The sequence below is a fragment of the Emticicia sp. 17c genome (genome assembly GCF_037153985.1).
Taxonomy (GTDB): Bacteria; Bacteroidota; Bacteroidia; order Cytophagales; family Spirosomataceae; genus Emticicia.
This window is the reverse complement of sequence record NZ_JBBAYI010000002.1, coordinates 696,731-723,532: the sequence shown is the minus strand read 5'-3', so window position 1 is coordinate 723,532 and position 26,802 is coordinate 696,731. Positions and strand designations below refer to the sequence as shown.

At 40.6% G+C, this 26,802-nt stretch carries 21 protein-coding genes; 8 read left to right on the top strand and 13 right to left on the bottom strand.

The genetic code is table 11. The features are described 5' to 3' along the window. Positions 1 to 5: 5 nt before the first annotated feature. The gene (locus WAA15_RS07455) at positions 6 to 1,055 is read left to right on the top strand and encodes a sensor histidine kinase (protein WP_337042087.1); all 1,050 of its coding nucleotides are present in this window, start codon (positions 6 to 8) and stop codon (positions 1,053 to 1,055) included. Here WAA15_RS07455 and WAA15_RS07450 read toward each other — a convergent pair. After that, a complete protein-coding gene (locus WAA15_RS07450) occupies positions 1,045 to 3,834 on the bottom strand; it encodes a response regulator (protein WP_337042086.1) in 2,790 nt (929 codons plus the stop codon). The two genes, WAA15_RS07455 and WAA15_RS07450, sit on opposite strands and share 11 nt — an antisense overlap. A 320-nt stretch (positions 3,835 to 4,154) precedes the next feature. Between WAA15_RS07450 and WAA15_RS07445 the strand changes: the two genes are divergently transcribed. After that, entirely contained in the window at positions 4,155 to 4,931 is a 777-nt protein-coding gene (locus WAA15_RS07445) for an RluA family pseudouridine synthase (RefSeq protein WP_337042085.1), read from the top strand. 1 nt (position 4,932) lies between these two features. Here the strand turns inward: WAA15_RS07445 and WAA15_RS07440 are convergent, their stop codons facing one another. The 4 genes from WAA15_RS07440 to gldB form a co-directional block, all read right to left on the bottom strand. After that, positions 4,933 to 5,853 (bottom strand): EamA family transporter, encoded by a 921-nt coding sequence (locus WAA15_RS07440; RefSeq protein WP_337042084.1) that lies wholly within the window; start codon positions 5,851 to 5,853, stop codon positions 4,933 to 4,935. 48 nt (positions 5,854 to 5,901) lie between these two features. Continuing rightward, positions 5,902 to 6,321, bottom strand: a complete 420-nt coding sequence (locus WAA15_RS07435) for a Fur family transcriptional regulator (RefSeq protein ID WP_337042083.1) — start codon at positions 6,319 to 6,321, stop codon at positions 5,902 to 5,904. 73 nt (positions 6,322 to 6,394) lie between these two features. After that, entirely contained in the window at positions 6,395 to 8,296 is a 1,902-nt protein-coding gene (locus tag WAA15_RS07430) for an ABC transporter ATP-binding protein (protein WP_337042082.1), read from the bottom strand. A gap of 69 nt (positions 8,297 to 8,365) precedes the next feature. Continuing rightward, a complete protein-coding gene (gene gldB / locus WAA15_RS07425) occupies positions 8,366 to 9,379 on the bottom strand; it encodes a gliding motility lipoprotein GldB (protein WP_337042081.1) in 1,014 nt (337 codons plus the stop codon). A gap of 585 nt (positions 9,380 to 9,964) precedes the next feature. Between gldB and WAA15_RS07420 the strand changes: the two genes are divergently transcribed. The 3 genes from WAA15_RS07420 (at position 9,965) to WAA15_RS07410 (ending at position 15,390) form a co-directional block, all read left to right on the top strand. Continuing rightward, the gene (locus WAA15_RS07420; protein WP_337042080.1) at positions 9,965 to 12,106 is read left to right on the top strand and encodes a peptidylprolyl isomerase; all 2,142 of its coding nucleotides are present in this window, start codon (positions 9,965 to 9,967) and stop codon (positions 12,104 to 12,106) included. Positions 12,107 to 12,312: 206 nt separating this feature from the next. After that, positions 12,313 to 12,906 (top strand): HupE/UreJ family protein, encoded by a 594-nt coding sequence (locus WAA15_RS07415; protein WP_337042079.1) that lies wholly within the window; start codon positions 12,313 to 12,315, stop codon positions 12,904 to 12,906. Positions 12,907 to 13,011: 105 nt separating this feature from the next. After that, positions 13,012 to 15,390, top strand: a complete 2,379-nt coding sequence (locus tag WAA15_RS07410; protein ID WP_337042078.1) for a M1 family metallopeptidase — start codon at positions 13,012 to 13,014, stop codon at positions 15,388 to 15,390. A gap of 75 nt (positions 15,391 to 15,465) precedes the next feature. Here the strand turns inward: WAA15_RS07410 and WAA15_RS07405 are convergent, their stop codons facing one another. From WAA15_RS07405 to WAA15_RS07395, 3 genes are all read right to left on the bottom strand, one after another. Further along, a complete protein-coding gene (locus tag WAA15_RS07405) occupies positions 15,466 to 16,398 on the bottom strand; it encodes a TIM barrel protein (protein WP_337042077.1) in 933 nt (310 codons plus the stop codon). 85 nt (positions 16,399 to 16,483) lie between these two features. Next, positions 16,484 to 17,209, bottom strand: coding sequence for an RluA family pseudouridine synthase (locus WAA15_RS07400; protein ID WP_337042076.1), 726 nt, complete (start codon positions 17,207 to 17,209; stop codon positions 16,484 to 16,486). A gap of 93 nt (positions 17,210 to 17,302) precedes the next feature. Next, positions 17,303 to 18,454: a 1-deoxy-D-xylulose-5-phosphate reductoisomerase gene (locus WAA15_RS07395; RefSeq protein WP_337042075.1), complete on the bottom strand. Its 1,152-nt coding sequence runs from the start codon at positions 18,452 to 18,454 to the stop codon at positions 17,303 to 17,305. 344 nt (positions 18,455 to 18,798) lie between these two features. Between WAA15_RS07395 and WAA15_RS07390 the strand changes: the two genes are divergently transcribed. After that, positions 18,799 to 19,680, top strand: coding sequence for a fructosamine kinase family protein (locus WAA15_RS07390; RefSeq protein WP_337042074.1), 882 nt, complete (start codon positions 18,799 to 18,801; stop codon positions 19,678 to 19,680). Positions 19,681 to 19,686: 6 nt separating this feature from the next. Here the strand turns inward: WAA15_RS07390 and WAA15_RS07385 are convergent, their stop codons facing one another. Next, positions 19,687 to 20,751 carry an acyl transferase gene (locus tag WAA15_RS07385; protein ID WP_337042073.1) on the bottom strand — a complete coding sequence of 355 codons (1,065 nt, stop codon included), beginning with the start codon at positions 20,749 to 20,751 and terminating at the stop codon, positions 19,687 to 19,689. Positions 20,752 to 20,856: 105 nt separating this feature from the next. Between WAA15_RS07385 and WAA15_RS07380 the strand changes: the two genes are divergently transcribed. Both WAA15_RS07380 and typA read left to right on the top strand, forming a co-directional pair. Beyond that, positions 20,857 to 21,366, top strand: a complete 510-nt coding sequence (locus WAA15_RS07380) for a hypothetical protein (RefSeq protein WP_337042072.1) — start codon at positions 20,857 to 20,859, stop codon at positions 21,364 to 21,366. Between the two features lie 326 nt (positions 21,367 to 21,692). Continuing rightward, complete coding sequence (typA, locus tag WAA15_RS07375; protein WP_337042071.1) at positions 21,693 to 23,513, top strand: translational GTPase TypA; 1,821 nt, start codon at positions 21,693 to 21,695, stop codon at positions 23,511 to 23,513. Positions 23,514 to 23,644: 131 nt separating this feature from the next. On the opposite strand, the gene WAA15_RS07370 is transcribed toward typA, so the two are convergent. The 4 genes from WAA15_RS07370 to WAA15_RS07355 form a co-directional block, all read right to left on the bottom strand. Beyond that, positions 23,645 to 24,451 (bottom strand): crotonase/enoyl-CoA hydratase family protein, encoded by an 807-nt coding sequence (locus WAA15_RS07370; RefSeq protein ID WP_337042070.1) that lies wholly within the window; start codon positions 24,449 to 24,451, stop codon positions 23,645 to 23,647. 87 nt (positions 24,452 to 24,538) lie between these two features. Next, positions 24,539 to 24,724 carry a hypothetical protein gene (locus WAA15_RS07365; protein WP_337042069.1) on the bottom strand — a complete coding sequence of 62 codons (186 nt, stop codon included), beginning with the start codon at positions 24,722 to 24,724 and terminating at the stop codon, positions 24,539 to 24,541. Between the two features lie 136 nt (positions 24,725 to 24,860). Beyond that, a complete protein-coding gene (locus WAA15_RS07360) occupies positions 24,861 to 25,367 on the bottom strand; it encodes a GtrA family protein (RefSeq protein ID WP_337042068.1) in 507 nt (168 codons plus the stop codon). 30 nt (positions 25,368 to 25,397) lie between these two features. Then, positions 25,398 to 26,801: an NADH-quinone oxidoreductase subunit N gene (locus WAA15_RS07355; RefSeq protein WP_337042067.1), complete on the bottom strand. Its 1,404-nt coding sequence runs from the start codon at positions 26,799 to 26,801 to the stop codon at positions 25,398 to 25,400. Position 26,802 lies beyond the last annotated feature (1 nt).

Here is a 26,802-nt window from a genome sequence, read left to right as displayed (position 1 = left end):
TCAGAATGTCGTTTAGTCCTCGTACGATTGCCTTTTTTCTAGCCGTATTAATTACGACAATCACCGTAGTATTTTTGAGCTTTGTGCCGGGTGTTACTGCCGCCATGTTGTTTGTGGTGGGGGTATCTTGCCTTTTTGGCTCTTTCTTCTTTGTATTTTATACCATTGATATTCTGGTGTTTCGGGAGGTTGAACAGATTTACAAAACCATCCAGAAAATGAAAATACGGGACTTTGACATCTCCCGTAAATCATTAATCAGAAGTGTGAACCCTATTAAAAGGCTTAATTCTGAAATTTCGACCTATGTAACCCGCAAGCAGCAGGAAATTGATGAGCTGAAAAAAATGGAGCAATTCAGAAGGGAGTTTCTGGCCGATGTATCGCACGAGCTTAAGACCCCCATTTTTGCCGCTCAGGGGTTTATCCATACCCTGCTCGACGGAGCCAAAGAAGACCCTAAAGTGCTTGACCGATTTTTGAATAAAGCAGCCAAAAGCCTTGATGGCCTCGATGCGCTGGTGAGAGACCTTGTGACCTTATCGCAGGTAGAAAAAGGAGACCTGAAAATGCACTTTGAAAACATTGACATCAAACATATTACAGAAGATATCTTTGAACAGTTGGAGTCGAAAGCACAAAGCAGGGGTGTAACACTGAAAATTAAGCCGAAAGATATGCAGTCGGCGTGGGTACTGGCCGATAAACAACGGATTTCGCAGGTAATAACGAATCTGGTTGATAACGCCATCAAATACGGTAAAGAAAATGGCAAAATAATAGTAGAAATTGAAGAAGAGAAAAAATACTATCAGATTTCGGTAGAAGACGACGGCCCCGGAATAGCCCCCGAGCATCTGGCGCGTATTTTTGAGCGGTTCTACCGGATTGATAAAAGCCGCTCGCGCGAAACAGGTGGCACAGGGCTTGGGTTAGCTATTGTAAAGCATATACTGAACGCCCACCATTCAAAAATAAGCGTTACCAGTAAAATCGATAAAGGCACAAGATTTACCTTTAAATTGCCTTTTGCCAGTCAGGAGCTTAGTCGTTAACTGCGTATTCGGATGGATTCACACCGAATTCTTCCTGAAAAGTTCTGGTAAAGTAAGATAAACTCTCGAACCCTACCTGATAGGCAATGTCAGACACATTACCTGCTTTTTGTTGAAGCAAGCTGGCGGCTCTCTGCAAACGATACTTCCGAATAAATTCTATTACGTTCTGGTTGGTTAAGGCTTTCAGCTTGCGGCGCAACTGAACCGTACTCATCGACATTGCTTCGGCAAACTGGCTTAAATCAAACTGACTATTCGCCAGATTCTTCTCAATTACAGCTTTGGCATTGATAATAAAAGTTTCGTCGAGCGATTTTACTTTAACTTCGCCGGGTTTTAACTCAACGATTTCTTTTCCGAACGATTTTTTAAGTTTTTCACGAAGTAAAATCAGATTCTTCACCCTGACCGTAATTTCCTCGGCATTGAAGGGTTTAATCAGGTAGTCGTCGGCTCCCAGTTCCAGCCCTTCGAGTTTACTTTCCATATTAGCTTTTGCCGTAAGCATAATAATGGGTATGTGGCTTGTTTTTTCGTCTGATTTTAGTTCTCGGCAAAACTCAAAACCATCCATTTCGGGCATCATCAGGTCGCTGATAATAAGGTTTGGTATTTTTTCGGTTGCCTTACTGATACCATCCTTACCATTAACGGCCTCAACAATCTGGTAGTCTCTCTCAAAAATACTTCTGATATAAGTTCTTATATCTTCGTTATCGTCTACAATTAACAAGATGTTCTCCTGTTCGTTATTGGCTGGGTCGGCTATTGCGTTTTCAACGCTGTTGGTTATCGTCGGAGTAAAGCTGGCAGTTATATCGTTATCAGGCTCTACTATTGAATCCTTCCAAGTAGTTTGGTCAATCGGTAATTCTACTTTAAAAGTTGTACCAACGTTTTCTTCGCTTTCGACCTTAATGGTTCCTTTCAGCGCGCTAACAAGTTCTTTTACTAAGGCCAGGCCAATACCAGTACCTTCAAACCTCCGGTTTTGTGAGCCGTCAACCTGATAAAACCTGTCAAAAATTTTATTGAGTTTATCTTTTTTAATGCCAATTCCTGTATCGCTAACCGTAATAACGATAGATTTATGTTTGTTGGCGTAATTTAGCTGAGCCGTAACTTTACCGTAGGTTTCAGTGAATTTAAAAGCGTTTGAGAGTAAATTAGTAATAATTTTATCCAGTTTGTCTTTGTCTATATACCCCCAGACCTCTTCCTGAGGTATATTAATTTCAAAAGTTATTTTCTGGCTTTCAGCGAGAGAAGTAAACGAGCTTGTAAGCGTTCTGAAATACTTCGAAATATCCTGTTTGCTGGCTTCTACTTTCATTTGTCCGGCTTCAAGTTTGCTTATATCTAGCAACTGATTTATCAGCGTAAGTAACCTTTGCGTATTGCGCTGCATAAGTGGTAACAGGCTTTCGGCAGGATATTTTTTCAGAAGTTCCTGAATAGGCCCCAAAATCAGGGTTAAAGGTGTACGTAGCTCGTGCGAGATATTAGCAAAAAAGCTGGTTTTCAGGTTGTCCAGTTCTTTCAGGCGGGCATTCTGTTCAAGATTAAACGAAAGCTGTTGTTCTGCCAGAATTTTGTTGCGCTCGGCACTTCTGAAAATCTGCCCAAGAAAGAAAATAAACACAAAGTGTTCGGCCACAAAAATCATGGAGGCAATCCCGAACAGCGGCTTGTATTCAATCCAGCCAAGCAAACGCAACCAGATGGCCAGATAGCTAGTCGTACTCAGCGCAAACGGAATGGAATAATACTGATATGTAGGGAATTTTTTAAATGTACTGTAAAAATATAAAGCCAGAAAATAGAGCGATGAAAATATAATCAGATAAGCTCCGGCTTTGAGCCAATACCACTTATAATCAACTAAGGCCATGATATCGACAAGCACCGTAGCGAAGATAAAAAAATAGGTGAGTTTCGGGTGCCATTTCGGGAACTTGCTAGTCGGGAAGGCTATCAGAACAAAAAGCCCGCAAGTAATAGGAACAGAGTTATAGGCAAGAAAATCTATCTTTTTGGCAATATCGGGGTTCGCACTGAGCAGTGGCCCCGGAATATTCATTAGCCCCCAATAAGTGAGTGTCTTCAGAACAATATGTAAGGAGTAAGTTCTGAAAATAGGCATTTTAATAATAAAAATAGCCAGTATGATTACCATCAGAAAACGAAAAACCAATAGCCCATTGGTAAAACTTTGCTCAATGTAGGCATTCAGGGTTTTTTTTGTTATTGATTGGGGCGAGTGAATCATAATAGTGCCATATTGCCCCCTCTGTGACGATACCTTTATGTAAAGAATTTTGGAAGAATTCGGGCCTAATTCAAACCTGAATTCTGGCTCAAATTCGAGTAATTTATGTTCTTTTTTGGTAATAAGGCTGTATTCGGTATGTGTAAAATGGTTTTGTGTGGTGTCGGAAATATAAAAATCGAGCCTTTCTGCCAAAGGGTTAATCCATTGTAAAATCCATTGCGTATTTTTGTTATCGGTATTTTTAAGGTTTATTCTGAACCAGAAAACCGAATTGCTGTAAGGAAGAAGAAAATAGCTCTGAGCCAGTGGTTTAAAAGGTTGCGCTGCAATTTTTGTAAAAGGCACACTGGCTGATGAATCTCTGAAAATTTCGGCAAAGGTAGTTGCGTTAATAGGCGCGCTATTGCTCGAAGAAAAAATTACAGAGTTTTGTGTATATCCATTGGTCAGGCAAACGAACGTAGCTGCAATACTTAGAATAGTAATGAGGGTTCTTCTTTTCATAAAAAAGTTCTACTGAAAATACAATAAGCTTGTTTTTACTTTAGATTATAATAGTTGCATAGGTGGATTCTTTGTCTTGTAGGATAGTTCTGAACTATAACAGCAGAGAAAAGAACAAGTATTTAATGCAAATATATTAAAATAAGATGTGCAAAAACAAATGGCTATAAGCGAGCCATCTAAAATAACAATCTCAAAAAAGCTATTTTGTTATGGTAATATACCCCGAACAGGTAGCTATTATTAGCTTGAACTCATAAATGGCTGATTTTAAAATATAAAAGCCTAACTTTGCAGAAATTTTATACCAGTTTAGTGATATGGATTACGAGTTTGATTTTCAGGAAACACCAAAAATAAAGACTACCCCCAAAAACGTGGTTTTTGAAGATTTGATTATTTTCGAAAACAACGATTATATAGTTATTAACAAGCCTCCGTTTTTGTCAAGTCTTGATGAGCGTACACAAGACAAACACCAGAGTATTTTGCGTTTGGCAAAGCAATATTCGAGCGATGCGCAATTATGCCACCGGCTCGATAAAGAAACATCGGGAGTGCTGGCTATTGCGAAAAATCCGGCCGCTTACCGAAATCTGGCCATGCAGTTTGAAAACCGCGAGGTAACCAAGCGTTACCATGCCGTAGTAAACGGCGTGCATGATTTCGACAGTGTTTCGGTGTTTTTACCTATTGCACAACTGAAAGATGGCACAGCCGTAAGAATTGACCGCGAAAAAGGAAAACTGGCCGAGACCGTCTTCTTCACTTTAAAAGCGTATCGTTACCATACGTTGGTTGAGTGTATTCCGATTACGGGGCGTATGCACCAGATTCGTGTACACTTACAATGCCTGAAAGCACCTATTGTTTGTGACCCTACTTATGGCGGAGACGACATTCTGTTGTCACAGTTGAAAAGCAAAAAATTCAACCTGAAAAAAGGAACAGAAGAACTGCCTTTAATTAAACGTGTGGCATTACATGCCCATTCGCTTACATTCCGCCTGTTAAATGGCGAAGTAGTAAAAATAGAAGCCCCATACCCTAAGGACTTTGATGTGCTAGTAAAACAATTAGATAAGTTTACAGCCTAGCTTATTCGGGGGTTACATTTGCTGAGGTCTTTCTGCGTCGTCCGATGGTCATAAGAATAACACCTGCCAGCACAATAGAAGAAGCAATGAAAGAACGCGTGGTGAGGCGTTCGTTGATAAAAATCCAGCCCAGAAAAATAGCAACTACCGGATTAACGTAGGCATAAGTGGCCGTAAGCTGAGGGGGAGCATTGTTAATCAGCCACAGGTAAGCACTATACCCTATATAAGAACCTACTATGATTAAATAAAGCATAGCCAGATAGGTCTCCTGCGTCATGTTTTGTAAGGCCTGTAAGTGGTTATCCTCAAAAATGATACTCATCAGCAACGAGAAACATCCGCCGGCTATCATCTGAATAGCGGTTGATTGTATAGGTTTTGGTAAAGATAAATAAGGCGATTTTAAAGACCCGAAAGCCCATGCTACTGAACCTGCAAAAACCAGTAGTGCCGGAAAAACAGCTACTTCTCTTTCCTGCGTATTAACCGGATTCATGGGGTCGAGTAGGTAAACCATTCCGAATAAGCCTACTACTAAACCTATTGAGCCAATAAGTGTGGGTTTGGTTTTACTAAAAAGCCAGAAATCGAGCATAATCATCCATGCAGGCAGTGTTGCCACCAACAGTGCCACCAAGCCAGAGGGCATAAAACGAAGGGCATAAGCTACGGCACAATTGCCAACTCCGCTCAGGAGCATACCTACAAAAGCTGCATTACGAATTTTGGTGAAATCGGGTATGCCATAACCTTTCCAGAGGGTAAACAGAAAAAGCAGAATCCCGCCAGTAAGAAACCGCAAACAGGAAACCATCATGGGTGGTAATACCTGAATGGCATATTTCATGCCTAAAAAAGTAGAACCCCAAACCACATAAACCAGCCCAAGTGCTATAATAAGCTTTGTTTTGTAAGACATTTATAAATAATAGTGGAAGGAACCCGTGGCAGGTATTAACAGGGCTAATCAGGCGTTGCAATTAGGGCAAGTACCTTGCATGAGCATATTAATATCGGTCAGTTTATAGCCTTCGGGTAAATTTATTTTCGGAATATGCACACTTTCGATACAGGTTGTATTGCCACAGTTAAGGCACTTGAAATGTACGTGGTCGTGGTGGTGTTCGTCATGTTTACACTCGGTTGCGCGGCAAAGAGCATATTTTGTGCCGCCTTCGTCGTCAAGCACTTTATGAATGATACCCTTTTCGACAAAGGTTTTCAACGTTCGATAAATAGTAACTCTATCGAATCGTTCTCCGAACTGATTTTCCAAATCGCCATGTGAAAGTGCATGGTTGTTGGCTTGGAACGATTGCAGTATGTCTTCCCGACAGCCGGTGTGGCGTAGGTCATATTCTTTCAGTGTATTTCTAGAGAGACTCATAACTATTTGTCTTTAATCAAGTAATGGCCAGAAAGAAACTGCATTTATCAGTATCAGCATAAATGGCAGGTGTCTATTCTACCAGCAAATTTACATTATCAAACTGTAATTTGACCAAATTTGCATAAATTCCTTCTTCTTTCAAAATCAACTCATCGTGTGAGCCTGACTCCGCAATGGCTCCGTCTTTTAATACATAAATGGTATCGACGTGGCGGATAGTTGCCAGCCTGTGGGCAATAATGATGGTTGTACGGTTTTTCATTAGCTCGTCGAGCGCGTCTTGCACCAGTTTTTCCGACTCGGAGTCCAAAGCACTCGTGGCTTCGTCCAGAATCAGAATCGATGGGTCTTTTAAAATGGCCCGTGCAATGGCTACCCGTTGCCTTTGCCCACCTGAGAGTTTAACGCCTCTTTCGCCCACAATTGTTTCAAACTTCTCAGGAAACGAACTGATAAAGTCATAAGCATTTGCCTTACGCGCAGCTTCGGTTACTTCTTCGGCAGTAGCACCGGGCTTGCCGTAGGCTATATTGTCGAATATGGTTCCTCCAAAAAGCATTACTTCTTGTGGCACAATGGCAATATTGCTTCTAAGCTCGGTTACATCCTGTTGGGCTATATCTTTCCCATCAATTAGTATTTTTCCTTTTGAAAGTGGGTAAAGGCGCATCAATAACTGTACGAGTGTCGATTTTCCGGCACCACTTTGCCCTACCAACGCCACTTTTTCGCCAGCCTTTATATGGAGCGATATATCTTTCAATACAGTAATATCTGTTCTTGACGGATACACGAACCCTACGTTTTCAAAAGAAACGTTGCCTTGTGTTTTCTTGAACTCAATCGGTTTTTCCACATTTACTTCTGACTCCTCTTCCAGAATTTCCAGCACTCGCTCGGAAGCTCCGATGGTTTTTTGTATCTGGGCATACATATCACCCAAACCACCAACCGAACCCCCAATAAAACCTGTATAAATTATAAAAGTAAATAGGTTTTTGAAGTCTAGCTCACCGCTTAGTACAAGGTTACCGCCATACCACACAACCCCCACAACACCGCCAAACAAAACAAAAATGATAAAAGAAATAAACCCTCCTCTAAAAGTAGCAGCTTTTAAAGCATAGTTAACCACTTTCTGAATAGAGGTGGTATATCGGCCTACTTCCAGACGCTCGTTTGTAAAGGCTTTTACTACATTAACCGACTGGAGTGTTTCTTCAACAATAATATTGGTTTTGGCCAGTTCGTCCTGTACTTTTTTCGAGTTTCTTCTGATAAACCTTCCGAATACCATTGCTGCTACTACCAGAAAAGGAAAAGTAGAAAGCATAAATAAAGTAAGTTTGCCTGATATAACCGAAATAAGCAGCACTCCGCCCACCAGCGTAAATACCTGACGGAAAAGCTCAGCCAGAGTAATAGAGAGTACATCCTGTAACTGTGAAACGTCGGAGGTAATCCGGCTCATAAGCTCACCAACGCGGCTTTTTTCAAAAAAGGTAATTGGCAAAGTAATTATCTTTGTATAAAGTTCTTTACGCAAGTCACGCATTGATTGCTCCGAAACGCGCGTAAACGTATAAACCCTCAGAAACGAAAAGGCGGCTTGTAATATCAGTAAAAAAACAAAAAGAGCCGTTACTTCATTGAGTGTAAAATTGGGGGATGTATGAAAGATATTCTGCAATTTATCGCCCAGCATATTCATATTGCCCATAGGATTGTTGGCAGCAGGCTGTATCGCCTTGTCTGGCGAAACAATAGCACCAACCATTTGCCCTAACAAGAGCGGGATACTCATGGAAGTTATTTGTGAAAGTACCAGAAAAATGAAGCCTATCGCAAATGTCCACTTATAAGGTAACGTAAATCTGAAAACTTTCAGTGCTTTTTTAAAGCCCTCTTTACTGATTTTTTTCTTGTCTTTTTCTGAAGCCTCTTCGCCAAAGCCTCTGGTTCTTTTTGCCATAATATTTTTAACTCCTCTTGTTTAGGAAAGAGAACATTACAAATGAAACTAAAGTGTGCCGGGCAAGCATTAGTCGTCTTTTTGCCCTTTATATTTTGCCTGCTCAAATATTTCACGAGCATTGGCGTTTTTCATCAATTCTACTAACGTAACAGAAGGGTTTTCGGTTCGATAACGGCTCACTATTCGCCAGCCTAACCATTGGCCAATACGCCCGGGGCAATCTGTACCTATTTCAGTTACGTAGGGTCTTTCTCCGATATACTTATCTTTTATTCTGTCGTTTGTTTCGTACAGTAATTGGTTGTCAATAAAATGTGCCCAAACATAGGCTTGTGCATTCCAGCTTTTTACGAGATTCGAGTCGGCATAAGCAATTACCACCGAGTCGGGCAAATTAGGAATCATGGCTCTTGTAAACTCAAAGCCTTTACCATAAAAAACCATATCGGCTAGCAAAGTGCGGTCGTTTATGTCAATATGGTTATATTTTTTTGATAATAACGTAACTACTGTCGGAACAATGTAGGGTTTATCGTACCGTCGGAGCATATAATTAGGGTGCTGCGGGCGATACTTGGCCTTAGGGCCTATAAACGATTCGAGCGGAATAATCACAAGGCTGTCAGTCACTACCAGTTCGTTATCCAGCCCTGCAAAAGTAGTAATGATTCGAGGTTCCTTAAAGTCGGGATAATAAAATTTAATATGCTTGAAAGCGGTTTCAAATTCCTGTTTTAAGTCTTTCAGGTCGCCGAATTTCTGTTGTGTTTGCTGATACAATTCGTGTATGGCAGGGTGATGAATGAGCATATCGAGCCGTGCAATCAGTGCCGTGTCGTTTACCGGTGTCTGGTAGAATGTTTCAACAAATACCTTATGTCTGGCCAGAAAGTCTTTGAGTTGTGTCGGGTTTTCGAGTTTCATTAAAGAGTCTTCCAACCTTTCGATGTTCACTTTTACCTGAATGCCTGATACATCTACGTCATCAGCTTCATTTCCAGCAGATTCTGAAGCTGAATTCTGACAGGCATAAAAACATGAAGCAACAAGAAAGAAGATACCTAGAATATGATATTTCATAAATTAAAGAGTAGTTTTTCTCAAAAACGCACAAAATTAGCTATTTATTTGTGTCTTGTAGCGTAGTTGGTTAAATTATAAGAAGTTTTTAATATATTGCTCGGCTTAACACTACTTGTACTATGAAAAAGCCTTACGGTTTACTTACATTGCGTATTACCTTTATGGTACTCAACTATTTTGTATAAAGGGTATATGCGCAGCCTTCGGTTTACAGTCAGGATGTGTAGCAGAGAAATTGTACAGCAAATTATCGGGAGTGTGGTAGAAGTATATCGTCACAAAGCCCCAACCAAGTAATGCCTTTAAAAGGTATGGCAAATATTTGACTATAAATGTCTTAAAGCGGGCATATAAGCAGTATTGTTTAGAGAAATAAAAAGAATATTTAGCCAAAAACAGCCATTAAGACACTAAAAAACCATAAAAACCATAAAACTTTTTAAAAAACATATATTCCTAATTGGATTTCTTTGATAATATGTATGAATCTATGTATTTTTGCGGTTCGTTTTTTTAGGGGTTTAATTTATTCAAACACATCTTATAAAATACCGAGTAAAATTTAGTATAAAATAAAAAATAATGGCTTTAATTAACAAAATTCGGGAGCGTTCGGGGATAGCAGTTGCAGTCATAGCAGTTGCCCTTATTCTATTTATCGTTGGAGGAGATTTATTCTACGGAAGTGGTGGTAGAGGAGGTTTATTTAGCGGTAATAAAAATAAAATTGGTGAAATAGCAGGAACCAATATTGATGCTCAGGCATTTCAGGCAAAACTAGATGCTGCCCGCGCCAATTATGAGCAACAAGCAGGGAGGTCTCTGCAAGACCAAGAGTTGCAACAATTGCGCAATCAGGTTTGGGAGCAAATGGTTTTTGACATCGCTTACAAAGAAGAATTTGAAAAATTAGGCTTGAAAGTTTCTAATGAAGAGCTTAGCGAGATGATTCAGGGAACTAAAAACCTTAGCCCGTTAATTAAGCAACAGTTTTCTGACCCACAAACGGGGCAGTATGACCGTAATCGCCACATGGAGTTTATTAATGCCGTAGTTGCTAACCAATTGCCAGAACCACAAAAACTGATGTGGGAGCAAATTAAGTCACAGGTGCTTCAACAACGCATGATAGAAAAATACAATGCTTTGCTTACTTCTTCGACGTATGTAACTACTGCCGAAGCAAAGAAAGACTACGAAGCACAAGTAACAAAAGCAGATGCACACTATTTATATGTGCCTTATTTCAGTATCAACGACAGCACTATTAAAGTAACTGATAGCCAGTTGTCAGACTACCTGAGCAAACACAAAAATGAATATAAAGGTTATGACAGCCGCTCTTTTGACTACGTAGTGTATCAGGTAGTACCAACAAAAGAAGACAGCGCAGCCCTTTATGAAGATATCAAAGCCTTTGCAAAAGGTTTAGGGGCTGCAAAAGACCCACAAGCCTATGCAACAGCTAACTCTGAAATCCGTGCGCCATTTGAACGTATGGCCAGCGATTTGAGCGGTGACTTAAAAGCGGCTATCGGTACGGCTATTCCGGGTGCGGTTATCGGGCCTTTCAAAGACGGAAGCGTGTATTCGGTTCATAAATATGAAGGCACAACCACCGACTCGCTTTATACCGTACGTGCCAGCCATATTCTGATTAGTGCGCCAAAAGCTGCGCCTGACTCAGTAAAAGCAAACGCACGTAAAAAAGCAGAAGAATTACTTGACCAATTACAAAAAGGTGCTGACTTCGCAACGTTAGCCCGTACAAACAGTCAGGATGGTTCGGCACAACAAGGTGGTGACTTGGGTTATTTCAAAAATAACAATACAATGGTAAAACCTTTTCAGGATGCAGCTTTTAGCCTGAGCGGAACAGGTTTAGTGCCAAGGGTCGTAGAAACAGATTTTGGCTACCACATTATTAAAGTTACTGAGGCTAAGTCTAATATTAAATATAAAATTGCCAGCATCAGCCGTGAGTTACAAGCCAGCGAAGCTACACGCAACGCTATGTATCAGAAAGCCGAAACTTTACGTGCAAGCGTAAGCTCAGACAAAGAGTTTGAAGAAGCCGTGAAAAAAGATGGAAAAACAGTAATGCTGAAAGCTGAGAAGGTTCTTCCTGAAGCTACTTCATTCAATACAATCCAGAATGCGCGTGAAGTAGTATTATGGGCCTTTAACGATGATACTAAAGTAGGTGCCGTTACAAGTAAAGTTTTTGAAGTAGGCGATAATTTCATTGTAGCTGCGGTTACAGCCAAAACAGATAAAGATAGCCCTAAAGTTGATGACTTTAGAGACGAACTGACCGTGAAAGTACGTAATGAAATAAAATCTGAACAGATTATTAAAAAACTGTCAGGTGCAACGGGTAGCCTTGAGCAAATTGCTCAGAAATACGGTGCCGGTGCCATTATTGAGTCGGCTAACGGTATAAGTCTTGCTACGGGAATCCTGACAACTCCGGGTGTTGACCCAATTGCAGTTGGTAGAATTTTCAGCTTGCAGGCTGGTAAACGTTCAAAACCATTCGTAGGCGAAAACGGTGTATTTATTGTTGAAACTACCAGCGTAGTAAATGCTCCTGCCATTGCAGACTACACGCAATACAAAACACAGGCATTGCAACGCAGTAATATGTTTGGGGCCTCATATCTGGCTAATCAGGCCATCCGTGAGAACGCCAACATCAAAGATTATCGCGCTAAATTCTTCTGATAAAAAGCCAGTCGAAGAATATAAAAAACAAAAAGCATCTGAAAAGATGCTTTTTGTTTTTTATACAGGTTCTAGCACGAATAATACCCGATTAGGTGTTAATAAACAGTATTTTGAAAAAATAGTAGGGGCTTTACTATCAAGGTTTTACAAAACTTGTATTTTTGTTGCTATTATATCCTGAAACTCACCTACACCCCTAAAACATGACAGAATTTTTTATTTTCTTACAGTTAGGTTATCAGCACATAACCGATCTGAATGGTTACGACCACATCCTTTTTGTTGTTGCGCTTTGTGCTATTTACAGAGTTACCGATTGGAAGAAAATACTGGTTCTGGTTACAGCTTTTACAATTGGCCATTCGGTTACGCTGGCTTTGGCCGCTCTTAGGGTAATTAATTATAGTACCGAGCTTATCGAATTCCTGATTCCGGTTACTATTATTTTTACCTGTATCTCTAATCTGTTTCATAAAAGTAGTGAAAGCGTGCTTGATACTGAATCTTTCTCACCACTCAGATACATACTTGCTTTGGGCTTCGGGCTGATTCACGGCATGGGTTTTTCTAATTATCTGCGTAGTTTATTGGGTAAAGACCAGAACATTATTCCACAATTATTGGCCTTTAATATAGGGCTCGAGTTCGGGCAGTTAATGATAGTAGGCGTTTCTATGGTGTTATCGTTTGTAATACTCGAAGGTTTTCATGTAAAAAAACATACTTGGAACACCATCTTGTCGAGCTTTGTGGCGGGCGTAGCTTTTAAATTAATGACCGAAAAATGGTTTTTCTAAAGATAAATATCCTTCCGAATGGGTGTTCAGGAATAAATAAATTTTTATAAATTCGCATCTGTTATTTCCTTGATTATAAACTATTACATTAATCTTCATCCAAACATGAGAAAATTCTCCATTCTTATTGGGGCAGTTTTGTTTGCAGGCTTGTCGGTAAATGCACAGCAGGCACCTACAACGCAATACAATGCCAATACAAAGTTTGAGCAAATGGGTACGGGCTTGCCTACGCCTAATACCTTCCGTACTGCCGCAGGTGCACCAGGGAGAGACTACTGGCAACAAAAAGCTGACTACGACATTAAGGCCGAATTGGATGACACCAACCAAAGCATTACAGGTACCGAAAAAATTACCTACACAAACAACGCTCCTGAGGAATTACGGTATCTCTGGATGCAACTAGACCAGAACGTATTTTCAAAAAACTCAGATGGTAACATTACCCGCCAGAGCGGTATTAACCCAACTAGTGGGTCTAGCTTTACGGCATTAGGTAACCTTACCGGAGCTAACGATAAAGACTATGGCTATAAGATTATGGCCGTAAAAGATGCCGCAGGTAAAGATTTGAGATACACCATTAACGGAACCATGATGCGCATTGATATGCCGGCTCCGTTGGCAAAAGGTATGTCGTTTGTTTTTCAGGTTGACTGGAAATTCAATATCATTGATTTAAAATCGGTAGGTGGCCGTAGTGGTTATGAGCTTTTTCCTAAAGACGGAAACGTATTATACGAAATAGCGCAGTGGTTTCCACGTATGGCTGTGTATGACGACGTAAACGGCTGGCAGCACAAACAATTTTTGGGTCAGGGTGAGTTTACACTTCCTTTCGGCGATTACAAAGTAGCCCTTACTGTACCTAACGATATGGTACTAGGTGCTACCGGCGAACTTCAAAACCCGAAAGAAGTATTAACCGCTACACAACTGAAACGCCTCGAACAAGCAAAAACTTCAAAAACGCCTGTGGTAATTGTTACACAAGCCGAAGCAGAAGCAGCCGAAAAAGGTAAACCAACCGGCAAGAAAACATGGGTTTACGCAGCTAAAAATGTACGCGATTTTGCCTTTGCTACTTCACGTAAGTTTATCTGGGATGCCATGCAGGTTGATGTAGAAGGCAAAAAGGTCTGGGCTATGTCGCTTTATCCGAAAGAGGCTAATCCACTTTGGGGGCAATACTCTACACGTGTAGTGGCGCATACGCTGGTAAATTACTCGAAACGTACCATTGCATATCCGTATCCGGTGGCTTATTCGGTACATGGTTCAGTAGGAGGAATGGAATACCCGATGATGAGCTTCAATGGTGCGCGTCCTGAAGCAGACGGTACTTATTCAGAAGGGACTAAAAACTTCCTGATTCTCGTAATTATTCATGAAGTTGGTCATAACTTCTTCCCGATGATTGTGAACTCTGACGAACGCCAGTGGTCATGGATGGACGAAGGGCTGAATTCGTTCCTTGAAGGGCTAACCTGCCTCGAGTGGGACAGAAACTTTCCGGCTACGGGTATTGAACCACAATACATAACCAGTTATATGAAGATTGATGCCGATAAGCAGAATCCGATTATGAGTAGCTCAGATAACATTATTCCGAGTACTTTCGGGCCAAATGCCTACTCAAAACCTGCTACCGGCCTTAATATCCTGCGCGAAACCATTATGGGCCGCGAGTTGTTCGACTACGCCTTTAAAGAATATGCACGCCGTTGGGCGTTTAAACACCCTACACCAGCCGATTTCTTCCGTACGATGGAAGATGCCTCAGGCGTTGATTTGGACTGGTTCTGGAAGGGCTGGTTCTATGGTGTAGAACCTGCCGACCAAGCCATTGCTAATGTAGAATGGTATACCATTGACACCCAAGACCCAACCAAAATAAAAGCTCAGGCAAAAACAGAAGCCGACGCCAAAAGAGAAACCTTGAGTAATATCAGAAATAAAACAGATATTAAACAAACAGTAGTAGAAGCTGACTCGACCATGAGAGACTTCTATAACTCTTATGACAAGTTTGCTGTAACCGATGCCGATAAAAAGAAATACGAACAATACCTTTCAACGTTGAGTGCTGATGAGCGTAAAATGGTTGACGAAGGCAAAAACTTTTATGTATTGAGCCTTAAAAACAAAGGCGGTTTGGTAATGCCTGTTATTATAAGAATGGAGTTTGAAGACGGTACTTTTGAAGATGTGAGAATTCCGGTTGAGCTTTGGCGTTTGAACGACAAAGAGGTAAAGAAGACTTTGGTAACTACCAAACGTGTAGCGAAGTTCAAACTAGACCCTTATCATGAAATCCCTGATATTGATACCTCTGACAATACCTTCCCGAAAGAACCTGAAAAACCAACGCGTTTTCAGGCATTCAAACAAAGAGGTTTTGGTGGTGGAGGCTCAAATCCGATGCAGGAAGCCAGAAAAAATCAGCCGTCGGGTATTCAAACCAGCGGAGAAAAGAAATAAGCCTTTAGGCAGAGCAACAAAAAAGGTATCAGCAATGATACCTTTTTTGTTGCTGGAAGTTTATCTCCGAACGGTTCAGAAATTATCTGACCATCTGTATGCTTCTATTAATTTCTTTTCGCCTTCAATGCCTTTATAATAGTTGCCGTGTTCCATACCCAGAATAAACTCCTGATTTTTTTCTTTTGATTTCTCATAGATATGCTTAAACAGGCTTTTGTAGTTTACTTCACCTGTGGTTGGCTCATTACGGCCAGGCTCGTCGCCAATCTGGAAATACGCTATTTCATCCCAGCACCAATCCATATTTTGGGTCATACGGCCTTCGTTGCGTTGCATGTGCCACATATCAAACAATATCTTGCACGACGGGCTGTTAACAGCCTTACAAATCATGTAGGTTTGGTCCGAATTACGCAAAAACAATTCTGGCGTATCGCTTAGTGGCTCAAGTACCATTGTCAGGTTATGTGGCTCCAGAATATCACAGGCGCGTCGTAGCGCATCTATCACATTGGCCGTCTGGATACCGAGAGGTAATCTTCTTTCAAAAAAACCGGGTACTACCGTAGCCCATCTGGCATTTACACGTTTGGCTACTTCAACCGATGCCCGACAGGTTTTCAGGAAATTCTCCAGAAACTCTTTTTTACCAGTAGCTAACGAAACCTTCCAGTTATCTCCTCCATCAATTACAAAAACACCCATTTTCATATTCAGTTTGGCTAAGGTTTCACCAATTTTTTTCTGAACATCCACAGGGCGGCCTAGCATACCGTTATCTTCCAGAGCCATAAAGCCATTATCGGCCATAAATTTTAACTGGTCGATTAGGTCTTTTCCGGCTGAGTTTTCAAACATACCGAAATGAGGCGCATACAGCAGCTTGAACTTCTCGGCTGCGTTGTTTTTCAACTCCGGTGTTGCCGAGGCCAGAGCAGCCCCAACAGGCAAAGCAGAGGCTCCGGCTGCCAAAGCAGTTTTTGAAAGAAAATTTCTACGGTTCATTTTTAATAGATTAAGAGGTTTTTTTGATAAGGTCAAATTCCAAAATTATAGCAAAGTAGTGCGTAGCTCACCTGTCGATTCAAGACTAATAAAGAAAGTCGAGATTTTCGGTTTTAATGTCTTCAGAATCAAGCTCAAGAAACTCTTCCCAGAATGGGTTCTCAGGCAATGGTGCTTTACAGATAATAGGTTCTTTCTTGACAGGGTGTACAAAGTATAAACGGCGAGCATGGAGGTTGATATTCCCCTCTGGATTAGCCCGCGGGTAGCCATATTTTACGTCACCCCTGATAGGGCAACCCATAGATGCTAACTGCACCCTTATCTGATGAGGCCGGCCCGTAATAGGGTTTACTTCCAGTAAATGAAAATGGTTTAATTCACCCATGTACCGATACGTTAGTTCGGCTTTTTGCGAGCCTTTTACTTCGGTATCATAAGCGGTTACAATGTTTTTTTCTTCATTTTTAACCAGCCAGTTGGTAAGTTTTCCAGTTTTCTTTTCTGGTTTTTTACCAACAACGGCCCAATATGTTTTCTGGATGTCGCGCTTACGGAAAAGCTCATTCATGCGTTCAAGGGCCTTAGAAGTACGTGCAAATACAACTAAGCCACTCACGGGGCGGTCAAGCCGATGCACCGTGCCTAAGAATACATCGCCGGGCTTATTATATTTTTTCTTAATATATTCTTTTACGTAGTCTGATAAGGTTTTATCACCGGTGGCATCGCCTTGTACTAAAATACCTGCTGCTTTATTGACAATAATAATGTGATTGTCTTCATAAAGCACATAAAAAGGCTGTTTCATATCTTTATAATTTCTTGCAAAGATACTTAGTTTTTCTAAGTTAAACTATAAAACTGCCTCCGATACCCCATAAGTAGCAATATTATTGCCTTTTCAGAAAGAAAACTCCATAGCTATTCGTCGGGTTTCTTCATCGGTTTTGATGTAGTCTTCCAGTGTTGGGGATTTTATGAAGCTAACCCGATTCATGCAATCTTCGATAAGGTCCGACATCTCCAGAAAACCTATTTCGTCACGCAGAAAGGCCGCCACGGCAACTTCATTGGCAGCATTTACAATGCAAGCCATATTGCCGGCTTTATTAAGTGCCTCAAAAGCGAAGCCCAGATTCCTGAAAGTTTCGTAGTCGGGCTGTTGAAAAGTAAGCGAAGGATATTTGGTAAAGTCAAAACGAGGGAAATCAGATTTCAAACGGTTCGGATACGCCATTGCAAACTGAATCGGAATACGCATATCAGGCAAGCCCATTTGTGCTTTAATGCTGCCGTCTTCAAACTGAACCATTGAGTGAATAATACTTTGCGGGTGTACGACCACCTCTATTTGTTGTGGGGTCAGGTCAAATAACCATTTAGCTTCAATAACCTCAAGCCCTTTGTTCATGAGCGAAGCCGAATCAATGGTAATTTTAGCACCCATACTCCAGTTGGGGTGCTTCAATGCCTGTAATTTTGTAACTGTTTTTAAAAAATCTCTGTCTTTTCCGAGAAAAGGACCTCCTGAGGCTGTCAGAATGATTTTCTCGATTGGGTTATGAAACTCTCCGACCAGACATTGAAAAATAGCCGAATGTTCGGAGTCTACGGGCAGAATATCAACTTTATGTTCCATAGCTAGCTGTGTTACCAGTTCGCCTGCTACTACCAGCGTTTCTTTATTGGCTAGTGCAATGTGTTTGCCTGCTTTAATGGCGGCAATGGTAGGTATCAGGCCCACATAGCCTACTAAAGCTGTTAAAACCATATTTACAGACTCCATCTGCACCACCGAAGACAACGATTTTTCTCCGGCATATACTTTAATATCAAGTGGGTCGAGAGCCGAAAAAACCTTGTCGTATAAATCTTCGTTCGTGATAACCACTACATTCGGCCGAAACTTTGCTGCTTGCTCAATCAGTAAATCAGCATTATTCTGCGCCGTAAGTACTTCTATTTCAAAAATATCAGGATTGGCAGCTACCACTTCTAATGCCTGTGTTCCTATCGAACCTGTTGAGCCAAGAATGGCTAAATTTCTTTTCATGTAATTGCTTAAGAATAAAACTCGTGAGCGCTACGTTATTATTTTCCTTAAATATCAGGCTTTTCATTTTTTATCCCAACAAAAACTACAAATACTGGTTATAAACCTAAAAAGTTTAAATAAACAATAGGGTAAAACTTGTAGTGCAGGTTTTTACCGAATTGGCCCAATCAGCGTTTCCGACAAGATGTTTGAAGGGCCAGAACCCAAATGAAAAACTGATTAATTTCTGCGGTAAAGTTCGGAAAATTTAATGAGAAAGTTTTTATTTTGCCAATCGTATTAATGAAACCGTATGTGAGAGCATCGTTTCAGTTAAAATTTCCTTTGGAGGGCCAGCAATTATGCAAACAGCAGAAGACCAATTTCAATTTTTTGAGGGTGTCTTTTTCGAGACATTAGGGCGTGATGTGCAGGTAAACGAGTATCGGCTGCTACAAGGAGGTAACATTAATATAACTGTACAGGTATTTACCAACGAAGGAAAATATTTTGTCAAATATAACACCCGAAACCATGAGGGGATGTTCGAGGCCGAAGCAAAAGGGCTTGGTTTGCTCCGCGAAGCAGATGTTATCAGGGTACCTGAGGTAATGAACTGGGGGCGGAGAGACGGACAGGATTATCTGGTGCTGGAAAACATTGAGTACTCGAAACCCCGATTTGACTATTGGGAGGTACTAGGGCAGAATCTGGCCGATTTACATAGGCAAAGCAACGATTCTTACGGCTTACAGTTCAATAATTATATTGGGTCGCTTCAGCAGTTTAATGAGCCGAATAGCAAATGGCTCGATTTCTTCATCGAAAAGCGGTTAAATATGCAGGCAGGGCTTGCTTATTACAATGACCTCATAACCAAAGAATTATACGATAAATTTCAGCGATTCTACAAAGTTTTGCCCGAATTGCTGCCTAACGAAGAACCCGCGCTACTGCATGGCGATTTATGGTCGGGAAACGTCATAACTGACGATAGGGGTAATCCTTGCCTGATTGACCCCGCTGTTTATTATGGAAACCGTGAGGTCGAACTGGCATTCACTACGCTTTTCGGCGGATTCGAGAATCGTTTTTATGAGGCTTACCATGAGAGTTTTCCGTTACAGCCTCGTTTCGACCAACGCATAGCCATTTATAATATTTATCCGCTTATGGTTCATGTCAATATTTTTGGCACCAGCTACCTGCCACCAGTATTACGAACACTCAATAAATATCTGTAAGTAGTATTACAATACTAACAGGTTGCAACCTCTGATGTCAGAATTATCAAACCTGCCAATCACGCTAAACTTTTGTCTTTCGGGTTGGTAAGCACCCAAGTCTTGTGTTTCAATGAAACTACAAGAATCTATATTGGCCAAATCAACCACATTAATGCCACCGCGTACGAGCTTTTCGTTAGAGGTGTCAGTACGGAACTGAGACGAGAGTATCTTGAAAGGGTCGTTTATTTCACGTAACAGAATTTTCATGGTATTGGGTAGCTCGAATATCCCCTCACCTTTCGAATACCCCTGCGAGAGCAACTCGGTCATGCCGTATTCTGAATGGATATGATTAACAGGTAAGCGTTCGGTCAGTATTTCGTGTACTTCTTCTCTGAGTAGTTCTTTTCTGCGGCCTTTCATGCCTCCGGTTTCCATTACGATGAATTTCTCTTTGAAGGATTCAATAAACGACAAGTCGGCTTCGTTCTCAACTAAGTCAAGTAAGGCAAAAGTTACGCCTATTAACAAAACTTTTCGGTGTGTTTGTAAGTTTTCTGAAAGATATTGCAGCTTCTGAATGAGTTCCTGCGTATTGTTGAGGTAGAAGCCCGATTCTTTTGAATAGCTGCGATAAATAAAACTTTGCACCATATACACCAACGAAGAGTTATTTCGTTCAAGGTAAGAGGGTAGCAACGCCAGTATATGATAATCGGTAATAGGACCATAAAATTGCTCGAAAATCTTCTGGCTCACGTGTTCATAAAAGGGCAGGTCACTTACATAGTGTTTACTGGTATTTTGCTGTGTTGTGCCGCTACTTTCAAAAACAATTTGTGTAGGAGCGTTGTCGGTTATAACCTTATGATGCTTAAAAAACTGAATAGGTAGAAAAGGAATTTTTTCAAGGCGGTCAATTTTTTGAGGATTTACCCTTAAAAACCCCAGATACTCCTTATAAACGGGGTTGCTTACTGCCTGAAAACGAAAAACTTCTAATGCTAATTCTTCAAAATTATGTCGATTTTGAGAATTATCATTTACTTGCAGAACCGCAGATTTTAGTTCGTCACGAATACCCATGAAAATATTAATTAATAGTTTACCGAGGTATAAATAAAAAATAGCATTTCACCTTCTAAACTATCTTTTTTATACTAATTTAGCTTATAAAATTACAGATAAGAAATGAAAAAGGTTTCAGTATTGATTGTTTTTAGTGTAATGTGTCTGGTAATGGGGTGCTTTAAAGAGATTTCGTTTGATACAAAACCCTTTATTGAGTTTCAGAGCATACGCAAAGAAATCAGGTTAGACCAGTTTGCAGGCACTAAAAAAGATTCTGTTATTATGACTATTCATTTTCAGGATGGCGACGGCGACTTGGGTCTTAATGAAGCAGAAAAGGCTAAAGCCACAGAAACAAATGATTATAATTACATAGTTAGGGTGTTTCGTCAGAAAAAAGGTGTTTTTCAGGAATACATACCACCACTACCTTACTCGGGCTTTTTTCAACGCCTTAAAAGTGATGGTAAAGTAGGCCCGATAGAAGGAACCCTCGATTACTCAATAGATTTTCCGCAGCCTTTTACACTTCCGAAAGACTCGCTCAAGTTTCAGATAACCATCAAAGACCGCGCTGGTAATATCAGTAATACCGTCGAGTCGAAAGTGATTGTACTGAACGAGTTCTAAGGTAATTTTCCTAGAGAAATCTTTCGTTGAAAATCTCTCCTAAATGATGTTCGTGGCTGGCCTCTCCAAGAACCCAACTACGAACATCATTTGATTTTTTGGGCTTTCGTATATTCTTTCCTTGTTATTAACCCTTTCAAAAGTATCGGCATTTTTGTACTATTCTTATTAACAATTTAATAATGATAGGATTATCCAAGAAAAATAAGGTTTTCTCATTGTATTTTTCTAATTTTGCGGTTTATTTTAAAAAGGTGTAGTTCGTTAGTCGTTTATCCGTGATGCGTTGGGGTAAAGATTGACGCATTACGATAACTTTAGACTTCATGCAAAATATTAGAAACATTGCCATTATTGCTCACGTTGACCACGGTAAAACCACTTTGGTTGACAAAATTATTCATGCTTCAAAAATTTTCAGAGAAAATCAGGAATTTGGTGATTTAATTCTTGATAACAATGACCTTGAACGTGAACGCGGAATCACCATTGTATCAAAAAACGTATCTGTACGTTATAATGATGTTAAAATCAATATTATTGATACCCCAGGCCACGCCGATTTCGGAGGTGAGGTAGAACGAGTACTAAAACTTGCCGATGGTGTTATTTTATTGGTTGATGCTTTTGAAGGCCCAATGCCTCAAACCCGTTTCGTATTGAGTAAAGCATTACAATTAGGCTTAAAACCAATTGTAGTTGTAAATAAGGTGGATAAAGAAAACTGCCGCCCTGAAGAGGTACACGAGCAGGTTTTTGACTTGATGTTTAACCTTGATGCTACCGAAGACCAACTCGACTTCCCGTGCTTGTATGGGTCGTCGAAACAAGGTTGGATGAGCACCGACTGGAAAAAACCAACCACAGATATTATTCCGTTGCTTGATGCCATCGTAGAAAACATTCCGGCTTCTCCGGTTGTAGACGGTACGCCTCAAATGCAAATTACCTCTCTTGATTACTCGTCGTTCGTAGGTCGTATTGCTATCGGCCGTGTAGCTCGCGGAACTTTGAAAGAAGGTATGCAGATAGCTCTTTGTAAAGCTGGTGGCGTTATTAAGAAAATGAAAATCAAAGAACTTCATGTTTTTGAAGGCTTAGGCAAATCAAGAGTAGCGGAAGTTTCTTCTGGTGAAATATGTGCCGTAACTGGTATTGAAGACTTTGAAATTGGTGATACCATTGCCGACGTAGAAAACCCCGAACCACTACCACGTATTGCTATTGATGAGCCAACCATGAACATGTTGTTCACCATCAATAACTCGCCATTCTTTGGTAAAGAAGGTAAATTTGTGACCTCGCGCCACCTACGTGACCGCCTCATGAAGGAAACAGAGAAAAACCTTGCCTTACGCGTTGAAACCGGTGACACTGAAGATAAATTTATAGTATATGGCCGTGGGATTCTTCACTTGTCAGTATTGATTGAAACCATGCGTCGTGAAGGATACGAGTTACAGGTAGGGCAGCCACAAGTATTGTACAAAGAAGGAGAAAACGGCGAAAGACTTGAGCCAATTGAAACCCTTGTAGTTGATGTTCCTGACGAAACTTCTGGTAAAGTAATTGAGTTGGTAACCCAACGCAAAGGTGAACTCTTAATTATGGAACCTAAAGGTGATTTACAACACCTTGAATTTAATATTCCTTCACGTGGGTTAATAGGTTTGCGTTCAAACGTATTAACAGCAACCTACGGTGAGGCAATCATGAACCACCGTTTTAAAGCGTATGAGCCATTTAAAGGCGCAATTCCGGGGCGTATCAATGGTTCGTTGATTTCGATGGGTAATGGCCCTGCAACGCCTTATTCAATCGATAAATTGCAAGATAGAGGCGTGTTCTTTATTGACCCTAACGAAGAAATTTATATGGGTATGGTAGTAGGAGAACACAACCGCCAGAACGACCTTGTAATTAACCTGCAAACAGCAAAAAAACTTACCAATATGCGTGCGTCAGGTTCTGACGACAACGTGCGTATTGCACCGAAAATCAATTTCTCTTTAGAGGATGCGATGGAGTATATCCAGAAAGATGAATATTTGGAAATTACACCGAAGTCGATTCGTATGCGTAAAATTTACCTCGACGAAAACGAGCGTAAACGCTACGAAAACAAAGGTGCCTTTGCTATGGCTTAATAATAGCATCGGATATATCAAAGAAAAGTCCCTGTTATTGGTTTAGCAGGGACTTTTCTGTTCTTAGGTAAAATCATCAATCACATAAACCATTATTGCCTTGAGAGGTTGGTTGCATAAAGGCAGAGAAACTAGTCTTCAAAATTAGCGTCACGCTTCTGCATCTTAGCCATAAAGGCTTCCTGTAAATCGTTTGAAAGCAACATGGCGGCGTTCCAAGTAGTCATGTAATTCAGGCCATCAGCCACAGAGTGGTCGCGGGTATGTAGTAAAATATGTTTGGTTCCTCTAATCGAAACAGGCGATTTTGCCGCAATCATAGCTGCCAGTTTCATAACCTCTTCCATCATGGTTTGTTTATCCGTAAAACTGCGGTTTACGATGCCGATTTTTTCAGCCTCTCTGCCATCAACATTTCTGCCAGTGTAGGCCATTTCACGCACCAGCCCATCGCCGATGAGCTTAGGCAGGCGTTGTAAAGTGCCTAAATCGGCCACCATGCCCATATCAATCTCCTTAATGGTAAAATACGCATCCTCGGTGCAATAGCGCATATCACAGGCGCAAATTACATCTACTCCGCCACCTATACAACCGCCATGAACAGCAGCCAGTACGGGTTTGCTACAATTTTCAATGGCATTGATAGGGGCTTGCAGGCGAAGCACATCTTTTCTGATTTTTTCTCTTCTACGGCCTTCGCAGTTGCTGTCAGTTTGCGAAACCGACATCAGTAAACTTAAATCGATACCTGCACAGAAATGCTTGCTCTCGCCGCCTTCCAACACAATTACCCTAACATCGGGGTTGTCGTCCAGATTCTCAAAAACATCCTTTATTTCGTTCCATGCGGCCTCATTCAGGGCATTGGCTTTTTCGGGGCGGTTTAGTACTACACGCGCAATATGATTTTCGATGAAGAGTTTTAAGGTTTGCATAGCAGGAGAAGTTGATGTAATGGAGTAAAATAAAAAAGCCTTATCTATGATTTCACAGATAAGGCCCTTTTAATATCTTACTAGCAATTATTTTTTTGCAGTAGTGTCTTTTTTCGCAGTGTCACCAGCAGCAGTTGCGCTATCAGCTTGAACTGGAGCAGTCATAACTGAATCTTTTGAAGTTGAATCTTCAGATGTAGTTTCAGTTTTAGAAGTACAAGCTGCTAGAGATGCCATACCAGCTACGAATAAAATTGCAAATACTTTTTTCATTTCTTTATGATGTTTTTAAGGTTTGAAACGCAATGCAAATTTAAGGCAATTTTAAGATATGATGCAAGCGTTTCTTAATTTTTTTTTAAAACATCCTTAAATATGGCTTAAAAAATCAAAAACATCTTGATTTCGTTCAATTTTCACGGGTATTACGGGTTTTAATTTTATCATAAATTCCGGTACTTCTGAAAGTAAGAAATTTATGCCCGAAATAATTAGCCAGAAAGCTAAAGCCCATTCCTGTTACGTGTGAACCTTTCTCACGAAGAAAAAGTGAGTACTCTGAAAAGAAAGGATTCGCGATGAAATCGAATGTAAGCGACGAAACCCCAACCTGAATACCCCAAGCCACTAGCGCAATAATTAAAAACTTGACCGATTCGCGGCGGGTATTGCCTGATTCTTTGGCAGAAAAAGCAAAGACTTTTGCCGGTATAAAACTCACAACGGTGGCCGTTAAATAACCAGCAGAAACACTCAGATTAAATGCTGGCTTATCGGCAAAACCCAAATTCAGAAATAAAGTTTTATAGGGAATTTGTGTGATAAAATTAGTGCCTGCACCTAAAATAGCTGTTAAGAAGAAAGAAATAAAACTCTTTAGCTCCTTATTTTTTATTTTATCTAATAGTTTTAACAAGGTTTTATGGATTAACTAATAGAATTACAATCACATTAAGCTACGCACTAAGTCGGGGAAGAGACCCAGAATGATTGACCCAAATGTTGTAATTCCAAGAATTATCTTATAGAAGGGTTTCAGATTGATTCTCTCGCCTTCGCTTTCTTTCATGTAAGCGGCAATAATTGGTTTAAAATAATAATAGATACCAACTGCCGACATTACAATGGCAACAACCAGTAGCCAGATATGCCCACGATAGGCGGCATCTGAAAATACATAGAATTTGCCCCAAAAACCAGCCGTTAAAGGTATTCCGGCTAAAGACAACATCGAAACCGCCAATGTAAAGGCAAGGAACGGATTTCGTTTGGCTAGGCCATTCAATACCGAAATACTTTCGTCAGGTCTGCCGTCAACCAGTTTTTCGCGTGCTACAACCATTAATACTCCAAAGGCACTGATGGTAGCCAGCGAGTAAGCAAGTGAGTAAAATACGATAGAATCGTCTGATTTATTGCTCAGCCCTACTATTGCTAATAACATATAGCCTGCATGTGAAATACTCGAGAAAGCCAGCATACGCTTGAAGCTGCTTTGAGCCACCGCCGTAATATTACTGATTAGCAAGCTCAGAACGGTCATGATAACAAGCATTACCCACCAGAAATGGTAAAGAGGCGAGAACGAAACTTCAAGCACACGATAAATAGCAGCAAAACCAGCCGTTTTTACAATTGTTGACATGAACGTTGTAAAAATGGTTGGAGCTCCCTCGTACACGTCTGGAGTCCAGAAATGGAAAGGGGCCGCCGATACCTTAAACAATAAACCAATTAGTAAGAATGTAATACCAACATATAAATAAACTGGCCCAACCGGATTGGCCGATAATGGCAATTGAGTTAATAATGCCCTTGTGCTACTGATATTGAAAGAGTAGTTAGCACCGTATAACATAGCCATACCGAAGAGCATAATACCCGTAGCAAAGGCTCCCATTAAGAAATATTTAAGGGCGGCTTCGTTTCCTCTCAGGTTGCGTTTATCACTTCCTGTAAGGACGTACATCGACACAGAAAGAATCTCAACCCCAATGAAAAGCATAATCAGGTTCTGAAAGCCAGTCATCATGATAGCACCTACCAACGAAAATTGCAGAATCGCAAAATATTCGGCTGGTTGTGCGTGGTCATCGTCTATAAACCCTCTTGACAAAGCAATAATTAAAAAAGCCGACAAAAGAAGGATAGCCGTGAACATAATAGAGAGGTTATTCACCTGCAACATATTATTGAAATACAAGCCCGAGGCATTCCAGTCGTAGAAATTGGCTGCAAAGGCAATGATAATAAAAAATAAGGTTGCAGGAAGTAATACTTTCTTAGATTTAAGGAAACCTAAGAACAGGGTGATAATTCCGGTAATAGAAAGTACGAGTATTGGATACATA